Source organism: Tepidiforma sp. (genome assembly GCF_034433535.1).
Lineage (GTDB): Bacteria > Chloroflexota > Dehalococcoidia > Tepidiformales > Tepidiformaceae > Tepidiforma.
In genome coordinates, this window is the sequence record NZ_DAOUAO010000206.1 from 1 (window position 1) to 16,225 (window position 16,225).

18 protein-coding genes are annotated in these 16,225 nt (G+C 69.9%); 1 reads left to right on the plus strand and 17 read right to left on the minus strand.

The annotated features are described in order from the left end of the window. From VAE46_RS10560 to VAE46_RS10605, 10 genes are all read right to left on the minus strand, one after another. A partial coding sequence (locus VAE46_RS10560; RefSeq protein ID WP_322796901.1) for a glycerol-3-phosphate acyltransferase occupies positions 1 to 225 on the minus strand: 225 nt, incomplete at its 3' end. A 14-nt stretch (positions 226 to 239) separates the two neighbouring features. Next, on the minus strand, positions 240 to 1,010 hold the full coding sequence (locus VAE46_RS10565) for a lycopene cyclase domain-containing protein (protein WP_322796902.1): 771 nt from the start codon (positions 1,008 to 1,010) through the stop codon (positions 240 to 242). Next, entirely contained in the window at positions 1,007 to 2,305 is a 1,299-nt protein-coding gene (locus VAE46_RS10570; RefSeq protein ID WP_322796903.1) for a cytochrome P450, read from the minus strand. The genes VAE46_RS10565 and VAE46_RS10570 overlap by 4 nt, the downstream gene beginning before the upstream one ends. Then, on the minus strand, positions 2,302 to 3,195 hold the full coding sequence (gene uvsE, locus VAE46_RS10575; RefSeq protein WP_322796904.1) for a UV DNA damage repair endonuclease UvsE: 894 nt from the start codon (positions 3,193 to 3,195) through the stop codon (positions 2,302 to 2,304). The genes VAE46_RS10570 and uvsE overlap by 4 nt, the downstream gene beginning before the upstream one ends. Next, on the minus strand, positions 3,192 to 4,682 hold the full coding sequence (locus tag VAE46_RS10580) for a phytoene desaturase (RefSeq protein ID WP_322796905.1): 1,491 nt from the start codon (positions 4,680 to 4,682) through the stop codon (positions 3,192 to 3,194). The genes uvsE and VAE46_RS10580 overlap by 4 nt, the downstream gene beginning before the upstream one ends. Next, entirely contained in the window at positions 4,679 to 5,677 is a 999-nt protein-coding gene (locus VAE46_RS10585) for a phytoene/squalene synthase family protein (RefSeq protein WP_322796906.1), read from the minus strand. The genes VAE46_RS10580 and VAE46_RS10585 overlap by 4 nt, the downstream gene beginning before the upstream one ends. A gap of 53 nt (positions 5,678 to 5,730) precedes the next feature. Continuing rightward, positions 5,731 to 6,333, minus strand: a complete 603-nt coding sequence (locus VAE46_RS10590) for a GNAT family N-acetyltransferase (protein WP_322796907.1) — start codon at positions 6,331 to 6,333, stop codon at positions 5,731 to 5,733. Then, positions 6,330 to 7,406, minus strand: a complete 1,077-nt coding sequence (locus VAE46_RS10595) for an alpha/beta fold hydrolase (RefSeq protein WP_322796908.1) — start codon at positions 7,404 to 7,406, stop codon at positions 6,330 to 6,332. The genes VAE46_RS10590 and VAE46_RS10595 overlap by 4 nt, the downstream gene beginning before the upstream one ends. Before the next feature lie 123 nt (positions 7,407 to 7,529). Further along, a complete protein-coding gene (locus tag VAE46_RS10600; RefSeq protein WP_322796909.1) occupies positions 7,530 to 7,913 on the minus strand; it encodes a poly(R)-hydroxyalkanoic acid synthase subunit PhaE in 384 nt (127 codons plus the stop codon). Between the two features lie 5 nt (positions 7,914 to 7,918). Further along, on the minus strand, positions 7,919 to 8,440 hold the full coding sequence (locus tag VAE46_RS10605) for a helix-turn-helix transcriptional regulator (RefSeq protein ID WP_322796910.1): 522 nt from the start codon (positions 8,438 to 8,440) through the stop codon (positions 7,919 to 7,921). A gap of 94 nt (positions 8,441 to 8,534) precedes the next feature. Between VAE46_RS10605 and VAE46_RS10610 the strand changes: the two genes are divergently transcribed. Beyond that, positions 8,535 to 8,990 carry a hypothetical protein gene (locus VAE46_RS10610; protein ID WP_322796911.1) on the plus strand — a complete coding sequence of 152 codons (456 nt, stop codon included), beginning with the start codon at positions 8,535 to 8,537 and terminating at the stop codon, positions 8,988 to 8,990. 73 nt (positions 8,991 to 9,063) lie between these two features. Here VAE46_RS10610 and VAE46_RS10615 read toward each other — a convergent pair whose 3' ends face one another. The 7 genes from VAE46_RS10615 to VAE46_RS10645 all read right to left on the minus strand — a co-directional run bounded on the left by VAE46_RS10615 (position 9,064) and on the right by VAE46_RS10645 (position 16,218). Next, positions 9,064 to 9,852, minus strand: coding sequence for an esterase/lipase family protein (locus VAE46_RS10615; RefSeq protein ID WP_322796912.1), 789 nt, complete (start codon positions 9,850 to 9,852; stop codon positions 9,064 to 9,066). 152 nt (positions 9,853 to 10,004) lie between these two features. Next, entirely contained in the window at positions 10,005 to 10,382 is a 378-nt protein-coding gene (locus VAE46_RS10620) for a hypothetical protein (protein WP_322796913.1), read from the minus strand. Positions 10,383 to 10,433: 51 nt separating this feature from the next. Beyond that, positions 10,434 to 11,075, minus strand: coding sequence for a thioredoxin family protein (locus tag VAE46_RS10625; RefSeq protein WP_322796914.1), 642 nt, complete (start codon positions 11,073 to 11,075; stop codon positions 10,434 to 10,436). A gap of 41 nt (positions 11,076 to 11,116) precedes the next feature. After that, complete coding sequence (gene mazG / locus VAE46_RS10630) at positions 11,117 to 12,562, minus strand: nucleoside triphosphate pyrophosphohydrolase (RefSeq protein ID WP_322796915.1); 1,446 nt, start codon at positions 12,560 to 12,562, stop codon at positions 11,117 to 11,119. Between the two features lie 14 nt (positions 12,563 to 12,576). Next, positions 12,577 to 13,566: a Gfo/Idh/MocA family oxidoreductase gene (locus VAE46_RS10635; RefSeq protein WP_322796916.1), complete on the minus strand. Its 990-nt coding sequence runs from the start codon at positions 13,564 to 13,566 to the stop codon at positions 12,577 to 12,579. Positions 13,567 to 13,606: 40 nt separating this feature from the next. Then, on the minus strand, positions 13,607 to 14,986 hold the full coding sequence (locus tag VAE46_RS10640; protein WP_322796917.1) for a glycogen synthase: 1,380 nt from the start codon (positions 14,984 to 14,986) through the stop codon (positions 13,607 to 13,609). Continuing rightward, a complete protein-coding gene (locus tag VAE46_RS10645) occupies positions 14,983 to 16,218 on the minus strand; it encodes a hypothetical protein (RefSeq protein WP_322796918.1) in 1,236 nt (411 codons plus the stop codon). The genes VAE46_RS10640 and VAE46_RS10645 overlap by 4 nt, the downstream gene beginning before the upstream one ends. Positions 16,219 to 16,225: the final 7 nt, after the last annotated feature.

The following is a 16,225-nucleotide window of genomic DNA, read 5'->3' on the forward strand; positions in this document are numbered from 1 at the left end:
CGCTGGCCCGCGCGTGCCCGCCCGCAGGGCCAGCGCGACCGGCAGCGCGCCCTTTGCCCAGTCGCCGATTGCCGCCGCGACCCCCGCCGCCGGCCCGCCCGCGGCCCACGCGTTGGTCGCGCCGGGGTTTCCGTCGCCGCTTGTGCGAACGTCACCGCCGCGTGCGCGTGCAGCCCACGCCGCAAACGGCAGCGACCCCGCTGCGTAGCCCGCCGCAACGGCCATCCACCTGCCCAACCTCATCGCTGCCCCCTCAGCCAGCGCAGCCACGCGCGGGCTCGCGCCTTCCCCTCCGGCGATGTCCCGAGCACCAGCCCGCACGTCACGAGCAGGTTCGTCACCAGGAAAAACACCAGCTCTTCGACCGGCAGCCCGCCCGGCAGCTTCACCCCGGTCGAGGTCTTCTCCGCAATGTGCCAGGTCCCCTCGCGGATCGCGAGCGTGTCGGCCGCCGAGAGCCACAGGGTTGGGACCCCGGCACCCAGCGCGACCGTTCGCCAGCGCGCCGCCAGCAGGTCGAGCCCGAAGCCGGCCTGCAGCGCCAGCGGCAGCGCTGCCCACGACACGATCAGGGACAGGTACCGCATCCCCTCAGATCCCCAAACAATCAGGGCGAAAAATGTGGCGCTGGCCGCGAGCAGCGTCGCCGCCGCCGCCGCCGCCGCCCGCCAGCCCACCCCGCCGATGCCGCCCGCAGGTTCCCTCGGCAGCAGCAGCCCGACCCACAGGCCGGTCATCACCGTCTGCAGGACGAAGAAGCAGTACTCCTCCAGCGGCACCCACCCGAGGGTGATGCCCAGCACCAGGTCCGGGTCGTAGTCCCACGTGCCCGAGGCGACCAGGTAGTTGTCCCACGGCGTCGTGTACACCACGGCCACCACGGCCAGCCCGGCGATCCACGCCCAGAGCTCGCGCTGGCTCACGGCGCCCCGTCGGCGCCGTGCGGTCACCGCCGCCAGCACCAGCATCGGCGGCACGACGAACGTCAGCAGAAACACCGCGTAGGTCATCGCACCCGCACCAGCAGCTTCCCGCCTCTCGGCTCGAGTGTCGCGCCCATAGCGCCGCGGAGCGGCCGGCGGGTAACCGCGAAATCCACCCGCTGCAGGAGCCGCGCCAGGACGATGCGGCCCTCGAGGTTGGCAAACCCGGCGCCGATGCAGTTCCGCGGGCCGCCGCCGAAAGGCAGGTAGGTGAATGCCCCCGGAGCCCCGCCGCCCAGCCAGCGTCCCGGGTCGAACTCGCCCGCGCGCTCCCATCGCGCCGGGTCTCGCTGCACGAGGAAGTACGAAAGCAGCACCCGCGACCCCCGCGGCACCGGCCAGCCGCCCAGCACCACGTCCTCCGTTGCGCGCCGTGCCCCGAGGTGAATCGGCGGCCACAGCCGCAGCGCCTCCTTCAGGACGGCCTCCACGACCGGCAAGTCCGCACCGGCCCCCGGCATGCCGCCGTTACCCGGCGCGCTCCGCACCTCCCGCGTCGCCCGCGCCAGCCACCCCGGCGACCGCGCCAGCAGGTGCAGCGCCCACGAAAGCTGCGCCGTGCTCGTGTCGTGCCCGGCAATGAGCATCGTCAGCGCATGGTCACGCACGCGCCGGTCGTCTTCGAAGGCGCCGACCAGCAGCCCCAGCAGGTCCTCGGCCGTCGAGCCCCCGGCCCGCCGGGTTCGGATCAGCCCCAGCAGGTGCTCTTCGAGCGGAAAGATCTTCTCCGGTGGGTCGCCGGTCCGCCCGGTGACCACCCACGGCCCCGGCCCGATGTATCGCAGGGCCGCCAGGAGCGCCGGCCACAGCCGCCGAAGCTCGTCGTCGCCCAGGTCATGACCGAAGAACGCCCGCTCGAAGTTGCGCCAGGCGATCCGCCGCATCGCCGAGACCACCTCGATGCGCCCCTCCCGGGGCCAGCGCGCCAGTTCGCGGTCCACCGCCTCGATCATCGCCGGGACGTGCGCACGCAGCCGCTCCGGGGTGAACGCCGGTGCCATCACCGCCCGGGCACGGTCGTGTTCCTCCCCATCCGTCACCAGGATGCTGCGGCCGAACAGCCGCGCCACCGGGTCGCCCTCGCTGCGCCAGCTGAGCGAACCGCGCCGCTCGACCAGTGCCTCGTGCAGCGCCTCGGGCCCCGAAATGACCACGGGCTGAAACCTGCCGAAGCCCAGCTGGAACGCCTCACCCAGCCGGTCGCGGGCCAGCTCGAGCGCTTCATACAGCCCGGCCATCCCGTGGCGGACCGCCCACAGCGCCCGCAGGCCGTCGCGCCCCGGGAGCTGCCCGGTCCCCGGGATGGCGCGAACGTCTGTCATCGAACGCCCGCCCGGCGTGCGGTTTCCCCAACCAGGGGGAGCACGGCGAGCTCCTTCGCCTTCGCCTCGACCATCACATCTAGCCTGAGATGGCTCCCTGCAGCGAGCAACTGCTCGAGGTCGGCCGGGTCGACCAGCTCCGCGTGCGCACCGGGACGCCCGCCCTCGGCCTGGCTCGAAAGGTGCACCTTCTGACGCCGGCCACCCCACGTCGGGCTGGCCGCCTCCAGCGCCTCCCGCAGCGTCCATCCCCCGTCGTTCCAGCCGTGGTGCAGCGTATCCGCGACCACCGGCACCCCAAGCCGCTCCGCGACCGGCAGCAGCTCGCGCACGCTCCACCAGCGCTCGTCGTTCTCAAGCGCGAGGTACCGCAAGACCTCCGTCTCGCCCGCCAGCGCGGCGATGAACCGCTCCGCGGCCGCCTCGCGGTCCCCGCCCGGTGCCGGGCCGTGCAGCACCATCACGCCGTCCCCGGGGTTCAGCAGCGAAAGCACCCGGGCCGAGTACCGCAGCTCCGCCAGCGACCGCTCCACGACGCCGGGGTCGGTACTGCCCGGCTGCACGAACTGCCCCGGGTGCATCGTCAGGCAGATGCTCAGCCCGGCCGCCAGTACACCGATCTGCCGCATCGCCGCCCCGTGCTCCTCCGCCCAGTCGTACGGAAACGCCGGGTGCGAACCGAACGGCACCAGCTGCTGCCCCACCCGCAGCACCCCGATACAGTGCTCGGCATTGAACCGCACCATCCGCTCGAGGTCGGCGAGATTCGCCTGCACCTTGTCGCGGGCTCGTTCCGCCGTGAGGTTGCCCAGCCGGAGCGTCCGCAGGGTCGTCGCGCCAAGCGTCCGGTTTTCGCAGAGGTAACCCCAGCGCCAGTCGGGCAGGCTCACCAGCCTTCCTCGGCCGCGATGATGCGCTCCACCACCTTCGCCGAGGAGAGCACCCCCGGGACCCCCGCGCCCGGGTGCGTCCCGGCGCCCACGAAGTACAGGTTGTCGATGTCCTCCGACCGGTTGTGCGGACGGAACCACGCCGATTGCCACAGCGTCGGCTGCACGCTGAACCCGGTCCCGAGGTAGGTATTCAGGTTGTCCCGGAAGTGCCGGGGGTCGACGTGATGCTGCACCACGATGTGCTCCCGCAGTCCCGGCAGGTACTCCCGCTCGAGAAACTCGAGGATGAGGTCCCGGTATTTCGGCGCCATCCGCTCCCAGTCCGTCGGCGAACCGAGGTGCGGCACCGGCGAGAGCGCGTAGAACGCCTCGTGCCCCGGCGGCGCGCCCGAGGGGTCGGTCAGCGTCGGCATGTGCACATACAGAGAAAAGTCCCGGGGCAGCCCTTTCGCCCGGAAGATATCCCGGATCAGCCCCTTGTACCGCTCGCTCAGGATGATGTTGTGGTGCACGAGCGGCGTATCCCGGTACAGCCGGTTCGTCCCGAAATACAACACGAACAGCGACATGCTGTAGGCCGTCAGCTCGCGGTAGCGCACGTCAGAGTTCCGCCAGCTCCGGTGCTCCCGGTCGATCAGCGAGAGATACGCCTGTGGCACATCTCCGTTGCACACCACCCGGTCTGCGGGCAGCACGTCCCCGCCGCGGAGCTCGACCCCCACCGCCTTCCGCCCCTCCACCCGGATGCGGGTTACCTCGGCGCCGGTCCGAATCGAACCTCCCAGCCCCTCGAGCAGCCGGGCCAGTGCCTCCACCAGCGCGCCGGTCCCACCCTCGGCGTACCACACCCCCCACTCGCGCTCGAGGTGGTGGATCATCGCGTAGATCGATGACGCAACGAACGGGTTCCCGCCGATGAGCAGCGGGTGAAAGGTGAAGCATCGCCGCAGGAACGGGTGCTCGATGTACTGCGAAACGAACCCGTACACCGACCGGTACGACTTCAGCCGCAGCAGGTCGGGCGCGACCCGCAGCATGTCCGTCGCGTGCAGGAAGGGCGCGTCCGCCAGTTCGACGAACCCCTTCTGGAAGATCGCCCGGCTCGCCTCGAGGAATCGCCGGTAGCCGTCGATGTCCGCCGGGTTCCACTTCGCAATCTGCGCGGCGACGTCATCGAAGTTCCCGTTGTATTCGAACCAGCGCCCCTTCGCATCGAAAATCCGGTAGAACGGCTCAACCGGGAGCAGCCGAACCTCGTCCTCCAGCCGCTTGCCCGCCAGCGCGAACAGCTCTTCGAACAGGAACGGCGCGGTGATGACTGTCGGCCCGCCATCGAATCGAAAGCCGTCGATCTCCACCGGGGCCGCCCGGCCGCCGAGACGTGGCTGCTTCTCGACGAGCGTGACCTCATCCCCGCGCGCAGCCAGCCGAACCCCCGCGGCGAGTCCGCCGAAGCCGCTCCCGATGACGACCGTCCGCCTCACGCCCGGGCACCCTCCGGCCCGCGCGCTCGCATGGCGGTCCAGGCGACCCCGGGCAGCAGCGCGAGCCGCTTCCAGCCCGGCACCCGCGCCCGCCGGCTGAACACGTCGTACCCCGCCCGCTCGATGTCATCCAGGATGCGCGAGTACAGCTCGAGGGCCGCAGCCACGGCCAGCCGCCCCTCCCGCCGCAGCATCCCAACCCCCGGCCGCGCCGACCGGTACAGCTCCCGCGCCCGCGCAACCTCGAAGGCCATGAGCGCGCGCCAGCGGTCGTCGACCCGGCCGTCCATCACCTGCCCGGGCGTCACCCCGAACCGTTCGAGGTCTTCGAGCGGCAGGTACAGCCTCCCCTGCTCCCGGTCCTCCCCCACGTCGCGCAGGATGTTGGTGAGCTGCATCGCGACCCCAAGCCGGATCGCGTACGGCTCCGCCCCGGCAGCCCGCACGCCGATAATCCGCATCGCCATCAGCCCCACCGTCGCGGCCACCCCATAGCAGTAGCGCGTCAGCTCGTTCCACCGTTCGAAGGTCCGGCCCTCGAGGTCGCCCTCCAGCGCGTCCAGCAGCTGCTCCCCGAGGACTGGCGGCACACCGAACCGGGTCCGCGTGTCGTGCCACGCCGCCAGCACCCGGTCGCCGCCGTCCGCGCCAGAGCTATTGGCCGCCCGCCATGCCGCCAGCCGCTCCGCTCGCCCTTCCCCCGGGGTGTCCACGATGTCGTCGCTCACCCGGCAAAACGCGTAGAGCGCGCGCACCGCGCGGCGCTGCTCTCGCGGCATCAAGCGTGTCGCCGCAAAGAAGGTCGCGCTGTGCTCTCGGGTCACTTCCTCGCAGCGGGCGTAGGCACCAGCCAGCTCCGCCGGTGCCGGCTCCGCGCCGGTTTCCCGCGGCAGCATCGGGCCAGCAACGGTCGCAAGCTCCAGCAGAACCTGCTCCCATGATGGGACTTCGGCGTCTTCAGCCCCGGGACCCGCGACCTGCACGACCGTCCTCACATGTTCGAGCTTAGCGGCCGGCCGACCGCCGCAACGGTAAGCCGCACCGCCGGCTACCCGCCGAGCGCCTCGGCCACACCGAAGGCGGCCCGCGTGGCTTCGAACCGCGCGACATCGTGGCTCAGCACCAGCAGGTCGTGCTTCTTCCCTTCCCGGTCCTTCACCTGGTCGCGCAGCAGCGCCTCCGGCCGGAATCCCAGGCCCTCGAAGGTCGCAATCGCCCCCTTCTGGTCGAGCGTCATCTGGGCAACCATCTTTTCGATGCCCATCCCGAGGGCGTTGGCGAACGCCTCCTGGGTGAGCACCCTCCCCAGCCCTCGCCCGCGCATGCCCTCGGCCACCATCACCCGCAACTCCGCCACGTGATCGGTCCAGGGCAGCGTGCTGCGGTGAATCGTCCCGTACCCCACGACCTGCCCATCGGCCTCCGCCAGCACCGTCACCACCTCGCCGGAGCGCGCCTGGTTCAGCCAGGCATCGATCACTTCGGGCCGCGTGATATCGCGCCGTAAGAACAGCAGGTCGTGCCCCGGCAGGGCCCGCGCAAACGCCAGCACCGCCTCCCGGTCCCCGTCGCCCATCAGCCGCAGGGTCACCCGCTGCCCGCCGAGCTCCACCGTCCGAGGGTAGTTCCGAACCGTCATCTCCGTCGTCATACCGAACGCTCCGCGAGCCAGGATTCGAGTTGCGGCCACAGCCGATACTTGGCGTTGCCGCCGGCAACGAGGCTGACGTGCCCGCCCTTGAGCATCACCTCGCGCTTATCCTCGCTGCCAACCAGCGGCACCAGGGGCTTCGCCGAATCATACGGCACGATGTGGTCGTGCTCCGCCACCACGTGCAGGAACGGCACCCGGATCGCGCCCAGGTCCACCCTCCGACCCCCCACTTCCAGCTCGTTCCGCACCATCCGGTTCTCCCACATGAACTGCTTCGTGACCTGCCGGAAGCACTCCCCCGGGAACGGGATCTGGTCCGATGCCCACCGCTCGAACAGCCGATACGAACGGACGAACTCGTCGTTCCACAGGTTGTCCCAGAGCTGGATGTTCTTCGCCACCCGCGCCGCCGGCTTGAGCATGTCGAATGCCGCGTAGAGCAGCTCCGGGGGCACATTCCCCAGCGTGTCCACTACCCGGTCGACGTCGAAATGGCGCGGGTCGAGCCAGCGCCGGAACAGCACCATCCCCTCTGCATCGACCGGTGTGGTGAAGCAGGCCAGGTTGCGCAACGGCCCATCCGGGTGCAGCGCCGCGTACATGCACGAAAGCTGGCCGCCCATGCAGTAGCCAACCAGCGAGATTTCCTCCTCCCCGCAATCCTCCAGCACCCGCTCCACGCAGTCGGGAATGAAATCGAGGACATAATCCTCCAGCCGCAGCCGCGCATCCTCCGGCCGGGGCACGCCCCAGTCAATCATGTAGACGTCGAAGCCCCGCTCCAGCAGGAACTCGACCAGGCTCTGGCCGGGCGCCAGGTCCAGGATATACGGCTTGCTCACCAGCGACATCACCAGCAGCACCGGCACCCGGTACACCTCGTCCGATTTCGGGTGGTAGTGGTACAGCTGCAGGGTGCCCCGCCGGTGGATCACATCTTTCGGGGTCTGCCCGACCGCCGGGTCGCCGGTCGCGATGTACTCCAGCCCCTTGATCCCGCGCCGAATCGCCCGCTCAATCTCCTCGCGGACCCGGGCCTCGATCGAAACCTCTTCCCTCGAAGCCGTCATCCTGCGCCTCCATCGGGGCGATCCCCCGGAGTGGAGCGCAGTCTACCGCCGCCGTGCCCCGCCCTGCTACGACATTCCCGCGTAATTCGTATGAAAAACAGCGAACAACACTGTCGAGGGCGCCTAGGAATCCTTCGACGGCGGGCGCTTCGTCCGCGCCGGCCGCTTTGCCTTCGCTGGCGCCTCAGCCGGTCCCTCCCCGGCCTCGCCGCCGGGCAGCCCGGCCAGCAGGCGCTCCATCCGCACCAGGCGATCCTCGATGGCTCCGAGCCGCTCGCCGAGGGCCAGCACCTCCTGCCGGCTGGGCAAATTCGCGAACTGCAGATACCGCCCCATCACCTCGTTCATCCCCTTCTGCAGATTCACATAGAAATCCATCATGCGGCCCATCGCCTGGCTGAACTGCTCCGTCGCCATCGCCTCGTTGAGGAAGGCGTTCCACTGGCGCTCCGATTGCGCCACGAACTCGCGCCACATCGCGAACGGGTCCGCAGTCTTCTCGGCCATCTCGATCATCCTCCTGCACGCGAGTCCGCCGGCTTCGGCCCGGCACCCGCGTCGTCTCCGTCGTCGTCCCGCTCCCTCTCACCCAGGTAAGGCCGCAGCCCCTCGGCCGCGCGCTGCAGGATGCGCTGGTAGTTCTGCAGGACATCGATCCACCCGGCCAGGAACGCTTCCCCGGCCTGCGTCAGGCTGTACATCCGCCGCGCCGGTCCGCTCTCCGAGGTATCCCAGAACGACGAAACCAGCCCGGCACGCTCCAGCTGCCGCAGCGTTCGGTACACCGTGCCGCTGTCCGACTGCGGCAGCCCGGCCGCCGCCAGCTTCTGCGTCAGCTCGTAGCCGTAGGCGTTCCAGCCGCGCAGGAAGGCCAGCAGGCTGGTCGAAAGCAGCTCCCCGTGCAGCCGCGGCCGCGGGATCGGCTCCTCCTCGCTTCCTGCTCCGTTCGCGGCGCCGTTCGTGCTGCCGTTTGCGTGCGTCGCCGTCTCCGGCGTGGTCTGGTTGGTCCGTTCGGTGCGTTTCTTCGTTCCCATCGCTAGCTGCAGTATGCACCTACCCGCAGGATGTTGACAACCGATGCAGCTATCTGTACTTTGCATCTAGCGACACACCGAAAGGAGCCCGCCCGTGGCCGCAACCGAATCCCTCCAGAAGTACTACGACACCCTCATCGCCAACTACGACATCCTTGTCGAAGCCCTCGAAAAAGCCTCCGCCCACAACCTCAACGTCGCTCGCCAGTTCGCCAGCGACGTCGTCGCCGGGCAGCGCCAGGCCCTCGAGCTCGGCAAGAAGCTCGCCGCCCAGCCGGCCGACCTCCCCGCCATCTCTGCCGCCCTCTTCGAGGCAACGACCGCTGCCCAGGGCCGCGCCCTGTCCTTCGCCCAGGCCGCCCTGCAGGAAGCCCTCGCCTCCGGCGCCGACACCCGTGAGCTCATCCAGCGCCTCCTCGAGGCTAACCGCGAGTTCGCCGCGAACTCCGCCGAGCTCGCTCGCCAGTGGATGACCCTCAACCCGTTCGCTGAGATGCTCAAGAAGGGCTTCGAGGCCTTCAAGCCCGCTGCCGCCTCGACCAGCAACTGACATCCCATCGCCCCCAGGCGACGCATAGCCGACGGCCCGCCGGTGAGGCGGGCCGTGGTCGTTCCGTCGTTGGCTACTCCGCGGATGCCTCGCGCAGCCGCTCCGCCACCACCCGGTACACCTGGGGGTGGACCACCATGCCCAGGTGGCTGCAGTGCACCTCCACGTTCAGCGCCGGGTCCTCCTCCACGCAGCTCTGCCAGTCCACCACCCCATCGCGCCGCGAGTACACCGCCACGCGCGCAACTTCCCAGCGCCCCGGCGCCAGCATGTTGCGGACGAACCCGCACGTGCAGTGCCCGCTGAAGCACGCCGGCCCGACATTCGGCGCCACCAGCGACCCCGAACGCTCGCGCAGCAGCGCCGCAGCTGAAATCAGCGCCGGGTGCGCCCGCACGGCATCCCGGAACGGCGACCCGAGCGTGATCACCATCGCCACCTCGTCCGGGTGGTCCAGCGCCACGCTCCGGCTCAGCATCCCGCCTAGGCTGTGCCCCACAAGCCGCACCCGCTGTCCCGTCTCCTGCCGTGCCCGGCGCACGGTTTCCAGCAACTTTCGCGCGACATAATCGGGGCAATCCGCATTCCGCCCGATGTTCGAAAAATACGGCCGGTAGCCGATGCGCCCCAGCCACCAGTACAGCTCCACCAGCGAAAGGTCGCTTGCGAGGAACCCGGGCACCACTACCACCGGCTCACCGCGCCCCCGCGGCACCCCGAATCCCCAGTACACCGGCGAGGCACGCAGGGCCAGCCACTCCAGCCCCACCAGCGCCTCCCGCCAGATCGGCGTGGGCGCAGGCTGCAGCGAAGGATCCTCTGCGAACGGGTCACCGACCCATGCCTGTGCCGCGACGTTCACGGCCTCCCTCCTCCACCCGCCGACGTACCGACCGGCAGGTTAGCGCGAAACCTACTCCGGCCGGCTCCAGCGGGCAACCTCCTGCCTCAAGTCTCGGCCCGTGGCTGGTCGCCGGCCAGCGGGGAACCCCGCATTTCCCCCGGCTGCCGCCCTCAGCAGTGCCAGTGCCGAATCAGCCCGTTGTGGCCGTGGCAGGCCAGCTCGAAGGTCACCAGCTGCAAGCCCACCATCCCGAACGCCATCACCAGCACGAACAGCACCGCATAGCCCAATCCCGAGCCGCCCAGCCACTTCCCGGTCGCGAACCCCGAGATGGCTGACAGCCCGAGCATGCCCCCATGCACCAGCAGATAGACCCGGTCGCGCGTATCTGCGTCCTGGTCGCTCGTCACCGCCGAAACATCAACGGTCGCCCGCATCGCGGCCAGGTAGCCGGCGAACAGGATCGCCAGCACAAGCCCGGCAACTGCCGCCTGCGCCAGCGCGCCCCGCCCCGACCGCTCATTCACGCCCGCCAGCTCCGCGCTCATCCGCTCACGGCTGCGGGGGCCGGCTGCAGCCGGCCCCCGCAGGCTCCTTGCTCAGCCGCCCAGCTTCGAACGCAGCAGCTCGATGCACTCGTCGACGGTCGCCACGCGCCAGCCCGCCCAGATCTCGCCCTTCTGCCAGGCCAGGTAGCGCTCGCGGGCTGCCGCTCGGGCCGCCTTGATCTCCTCCTCCGAGGGCTCGTGGCCCAGCTGGCGGGCAATGCCCTCCGGCGAGGTGTCGCCGATGACATCCCGCGTCAGGTGGATCTGCTCGTTCGCCAGCTTCGGCCGCTCGATGAAGTGCGCAATCTCCCGGTGGTCGCGGTCGTAGAAGATGAACACCGGGATCGATTCGAACTCCCCGTCCTTCAGGTACTCGGCCATCATGTCCTTGTTCTGGTCCCGCTCGAAAAAGCGCAGCTCGGCGCCCATCACCTCGGCCATGCGCTGCGCGACGCCCGTGCCGCGGTACACGTCCGGGCACCAGTCCTCGCCGATCACGACGATGTGGTGCGGACCGTTCGGCCGCGAAGCCAGCTCCTTGAGCGCTGCCTCCTGCTCGGGCGTCAGTTTCGTGCCCTCGTAGTTCTCCACGAACAGTTCGCGGTTGCGAATGCCCGAATCCAGGTACTCCTGGAACGTCTTCCCTCCCTTGAACCGCTCGTAGGTGATCACCGACTCCTTTGCCTGCGTCATGACCTGCCTCCTTCGTCCGTTGCAGATTGCAACACACTAGCCTACGCGCCTTCCTGCGCCGTCTCAACGCCTCCCTCCAGCCCCTTCACCTCCTCCCACAGGCGGTCGAGCCCGGCCAGGTCGAGCTCGCGCAGGTCCACTCCCCGTTCCCGCGCCAGCCGCTCGATGCCGCCGAACCGCCGCCGGAACTTCTCGTTCGCCGAACGCAGCGCCTGCTCGGCATCAATCCCGAGCCGGTCCGCCACGTTCACCACGGTGAACAGGATGTCGCCGAACTCCTCTTCCTTGCCCGCGCCGTCCCCGGCTCGCGCCAGCTCCGCAAGTTCTTCCGCGAGCTTCTCCAGCGGCCCTCCGACGTCCGGCCAGTCGAACCCGACACGCCGCGCGCGCCCCTGGATCGCCTGCGAGGCCGCCAGCGCCGGCAGCGTCCGCGGCACGCCATCCAGGATCGACTCCCGCGGCTTCTCCGCCTGCTTCAGCGCCTCCCAGTTGCGGTAGACCTCCTCGGCCGAGCTGGCCGTTGCGTCCCCGAAGACGTGCGGGTGCCGCCGAATCAGCTTCCGCGCGATGTGCTCGATGACGTCGGCAAGCTCGAACTCCTCGTCCCGCTCCGCCACCGCGGCGTGCATCAGCACCTGCAGCAGCAGGTCCCCCAGCTCCTCCTCCAGCGCGACCGCATCCCCGCGGTCGATCGCCTCCAGCGCCTCATACGCCTCCTCGAGCAGGTGCGGCCGTAGCGACGCGTGGGTCTGCTCCCGGTCCCAGGGGCAGCCGCCGGGGCCATTCAGCCGGCGCACCACATAGTCCAGCCCATCGAACCGCCGGACGTCCCCGACCGGACCAAGCGGCGGGACAAACACCGCATCGAGGTACCCAAACGGCCGGTGGTCGAGCTCCGCCAGCGGCACCTCCGCCAGCCGCTCCCCGGCGGTCCCCAGCCCCGCCAGCACCACCACCCGGTGCTCCCCGGGGTACCACGCGAGCAGCTTCAGCTTCACCTCCGCCGCCACCTCCCGCCCGTACACCTGCCCGATGAGCGCCGGCCGCCACGTATCCACCCGCAGGTCGAGCGCATCGCACACCTGCAGGGTGCCCCCGTCCACCCCCAGCGCCGCCAGCGCCGCGTCGACGAAGCTCACCCCCGGGTACACCGTGGCCGGCAGGCCTTCATCCCTTGCCCGGGCCAGCACCTCCTGCACGCTCCGCTCTGCCACCAGCGGGTGGCCCGGCACCGCATAGATCATCTCGCCCTGCCGGGCCGCCGCGACGACCCGCTCCGCCGCGGCCCGGTAGGCTGCCTCGAAGTCCCGGGCCCCGGCGTACAGGTCGTCGCAGTCCGAAACCGTGCCCCCGAAGGCAAGGTCCTCCACCGTCGGGTGGTGCCGCGTCCGCAGGATGACCGGCAGCCCGGAGGCCAGCAGCTCACGCACCTCGACGGTCAGCAAACCGGGATGCCCGGGCCCCAGCCCGGCAATGTGAATCCGCACAGCTCCCCGCCCGCTCACAGCCGCTCCACCGTGCCGTGCTCCAGGCTCCGGTGCAGCGCTACCAGCACCCGCGTCACCTCAGCGCCGTCCTCGAACGAAACCCCCGGCCGTCCCTCGCCGGCCATGCCACGCAGGAACGCCTGGAGCCGCGCCGGCGCCCACTGCAGCGCGCCCGGGAGGCGGACCCGCTCCCCGGCGACCATCAGCCCCTGCGCAGTGCCGTCCACCTCCAGCACGCCCTGCGTCCCGATCGCCTTCAGCCGAAACTCCGCCGGCGCCGGCCACGAATCGGGCAGAATCCAGCACGCCTCGAAGACCCCGTCAGCGCCGTCGGCGTACCGCACCACCGCGTGCACCCAGTCGTATGTCTCGATGCCATGCCCCGCCAGTTCCCCGCGCCCGCCCGAGGCATAAACCGTCATCGCCCGCTTCCTGCCCAGCCAAAGCACCAGATCCAGCAGGTGCGACATCAGGAACCACGCCGGGGTCGTCCCGCCGCTCCAGTGCAGCCGCTCGCGCGGCGAGGCGACCGGGTAGTTCAGGTAGGCGTTGAACGTCCGCAGTTCGCCGAGCTCGCCGCTGTCCACGGTCCGCATCGCTTCCGCGAGCGGCGGGAACCAGCGATAGGTGTAGTTCACCTCCGCGTGGACCCCCGCGCGCCGCACCGCCTCCAGCATCGCCGCCGCATCCTCGTTGGTCGTCGCGAGCGGCTTCTCCACGAGGATCGCCACGCCGAGCCCCGCCAGTGACTCCACCGGCGCCCGGTGCAGCCCATCGGGCGTGGCCACGTACGCAAAATCCGGCCGGAGCTCCCGCACCGCGGTCTCGATGTCCCCGAACGCCCGGCACCCGGTGGCGTTCGCCAGTTCCAGCGCCCGGGCCCCGTCGATATCCACCACACCGGCCAGCTCCGCGCCCGGGACGCGGCCCGCGGCCACCATCCGGGCGTACATCCCGCCCATTGTCCCGGCACCGACCACCAGCATCCGCCGTGCAGCCGCCATGCCGCGCAGCATAGCAGTCAACCTGCCCGTCCGGCAGAGCTCATTCCAGCGGCACAATCCCCCGCGCCCGCAGGGCGCTCGTGTACGCCTCCACGTAGTACGTCGCCGAAGCCCGCCACGAATAGTCCCGGCTCATCCCGTTCCGCTGCAGCCGCAGCCAGAGGTCTGGGTCGCGGAACGCCCGCACCGCTCGCTCGTAGGCCGAGGCCAGCGCGAACGGGCTGAACTCGTCGAACAGGAACCCGGTCCCGGTCTCGGGGTGCTCGTCGATATCGAGGATCGTGTCCACCAGCCCGCCCGTTCGCCGCCCGATCGGCACCGCCCCGTACCGCATCGCGATCAGCTGCCCCAGCCCGCACGGCTCGTAGCGCGAGGGCATCAGGAAGAGGTCGCACCCGGCATAGATGCGCTGCGCCAGCCCCGGGTCGTAACGCGGCGCCAGCCGCACGTGGTCCGGGTGTTCCTGCTCCAATCGCCGAAGCTCGTCCTTCAGCCAGGCGTCTCCGTCGCCAAGGACCACCAGCTGGCCGCCCGCCAGCACCATCTCCGGCACCACCTGGATGGCCAGGTCGACCCCCTTCTGCTCCGTCAGGCGGGTCACCATCGCCGCGATCGGGCCCGGCAGCTCCGGCAGTCCGAGCTCCTCCCGCAGGGCATCGCGGTTCACGGCCCGCTCTTCCACGGTCGCCAGGTCGTAGTTGTGTCGCAGGTGGGGGTCGGTCCGGGGGTTGAACAGGTCGTAGTTCAGCCCATTCAGGATGCCCTTCAGCGTTTCCCCCCGGAGCCCCAGCAGCGCTTCGAGCCCCTCGCCGTACTCCCGCGTCAGGATCTCCTTTGCGTACGTTGGGCTCACCGTCGTCACGACGTCCGCGTAGTAGATGGCCTGGGCCAGGAAATCGTTGAGCTCGTCTGGCCCGCGGTAGCGCAGGTTGTGGATCGTGAACACGCTCGCCACCCCGCGCAGCCGCGGGTTCGACCACGCAAGGTTGCGCAGCGCGAACGCCAGCGGAGCGGTGTGCCAGTCATTCAGGTGCAGGATGTCCGGCACCCACTCGTCCTCGCGCAGCATCTCGATGATCGCCCGGCAAAAGAACTGGTAGCGAAGCAGGTCGTCCGGCTCTCCGTAGACATTCTCCCGCCCGAAGTAATGACCGTCCGCCACCAGCTCCACCGTTACTCCCCCGGCCCCTTCCACGGTGGCGATGTCCACCTCCCGCGGCAGCCGCGGCAACGGGACGTTCAGCAGCCGGTGCGAGCGCGATGCCGCGTGCGCCGCCTTCGCCGAGGCGTGGCACGGCGTCACCACGTGGACGTCATGACCGATCTCCCGGAGGCGCTGCGGCAGCGAAGCCGCTACGTCCGCCAGCCCGCCCACCTTCGCGAACGGGTCGACTTCGGCCGAGGCGAACAGGATCTTCACGGCGCCCGGCTCCCGATGAGCTCCCGCTCCAGCTCCAGCCGAACTTCGTTGGCCGCGGCCAGCCGCCAGCGCGCCTCGCGCTTCACCGGCTCCGATGCATCACCGACGGCAATGGCGTGGGCCGCGTAGAAGGCCACCTGGTTCAACAGCAGGAACCCCCGGTAGATCATGGGCAGGCTCCACATCGGTCTCCGGCTCGCCCACCAGAACTGGCAGCTGTGGAGCGCCGGCCCGAGCCGCTCGTAGGCATTCACCGCAAAGCTCTTCGCCTCGGGGGTCGTCGCATACCGACGCGCAACCGCAACCAGGTCCAGGCAGTGCTCAACATACTCCCACTGGAGCTCGTGGACCCGGTTGCCCGGCGCCTTCCAGAGCGGAAACGGGTTGTGCGCCGCCAGGTCGTCCCGGCTCGTGCTCCAGCTCGAAGCGTACGGCTCCACCACCGGCCCGTCGGGGAAAAGCTCGAGCAGCTCGCTGGGGAAGACCATCTCCACCCGGGGCTTGCCCGACGCCGCCTCCGCATCAAGCAGCGCCAGCGTCGCGCCGAGAAACTCCGTCTCCCAGTCCTTGATGTGATGCCCATAGGTCTCGGCATCCATCGCCGTCACCACGTACGCCTCAGCGTCACCGCCAACCCGGGCGACGTCCTCCACGAACGCCTCGGGGTTGGTTTCCCGGAACGAAATCCGGTTGCTGCGGATGTCATCCCGGAACAGCACGCGCAATTGCGCCCCGTTCACCGGCACGCGGCAGACTACGTTCACCGGCCACTCCACCGGGCAGGCCACGCCGCTAACGATGAGCCACTCGTGCCCCGCGGCGTGGACCGACGCACCGATCTCCATGCTGAAGCACATCTCGGGCGGGAAGAATCCCCGCGGGTTCCACGCGCGCCCCAGCGCCGAACGGTTCGTCTTCGCCTGCTCGGAAATTTGGCGCTTCCGCTCGCCTTCCGGGATGAGCGGCAGGATCGGGTGATACTTCGCGCTGCCTACAAACTCCACCCGGCCCAGTTCCGCCAGTTCCCGCAGCCCATCCACGACATCACGCAGCCCGTGCTCGAGCAGGAGGTCCGTCAGCACCCCCTGCAGGTTGACCGCCACCCGCGCGTTCTCATGTGCGCGCAGCACCCGGATAAGCGGGCGGTACGATTCCTCCGTCACCTTCACGAGCACGTCGTGCGTCTGGGTGGGCGGCTGATAGAAGTGCAGCAGCAGCGACCAGTACGTCATCCCGGCA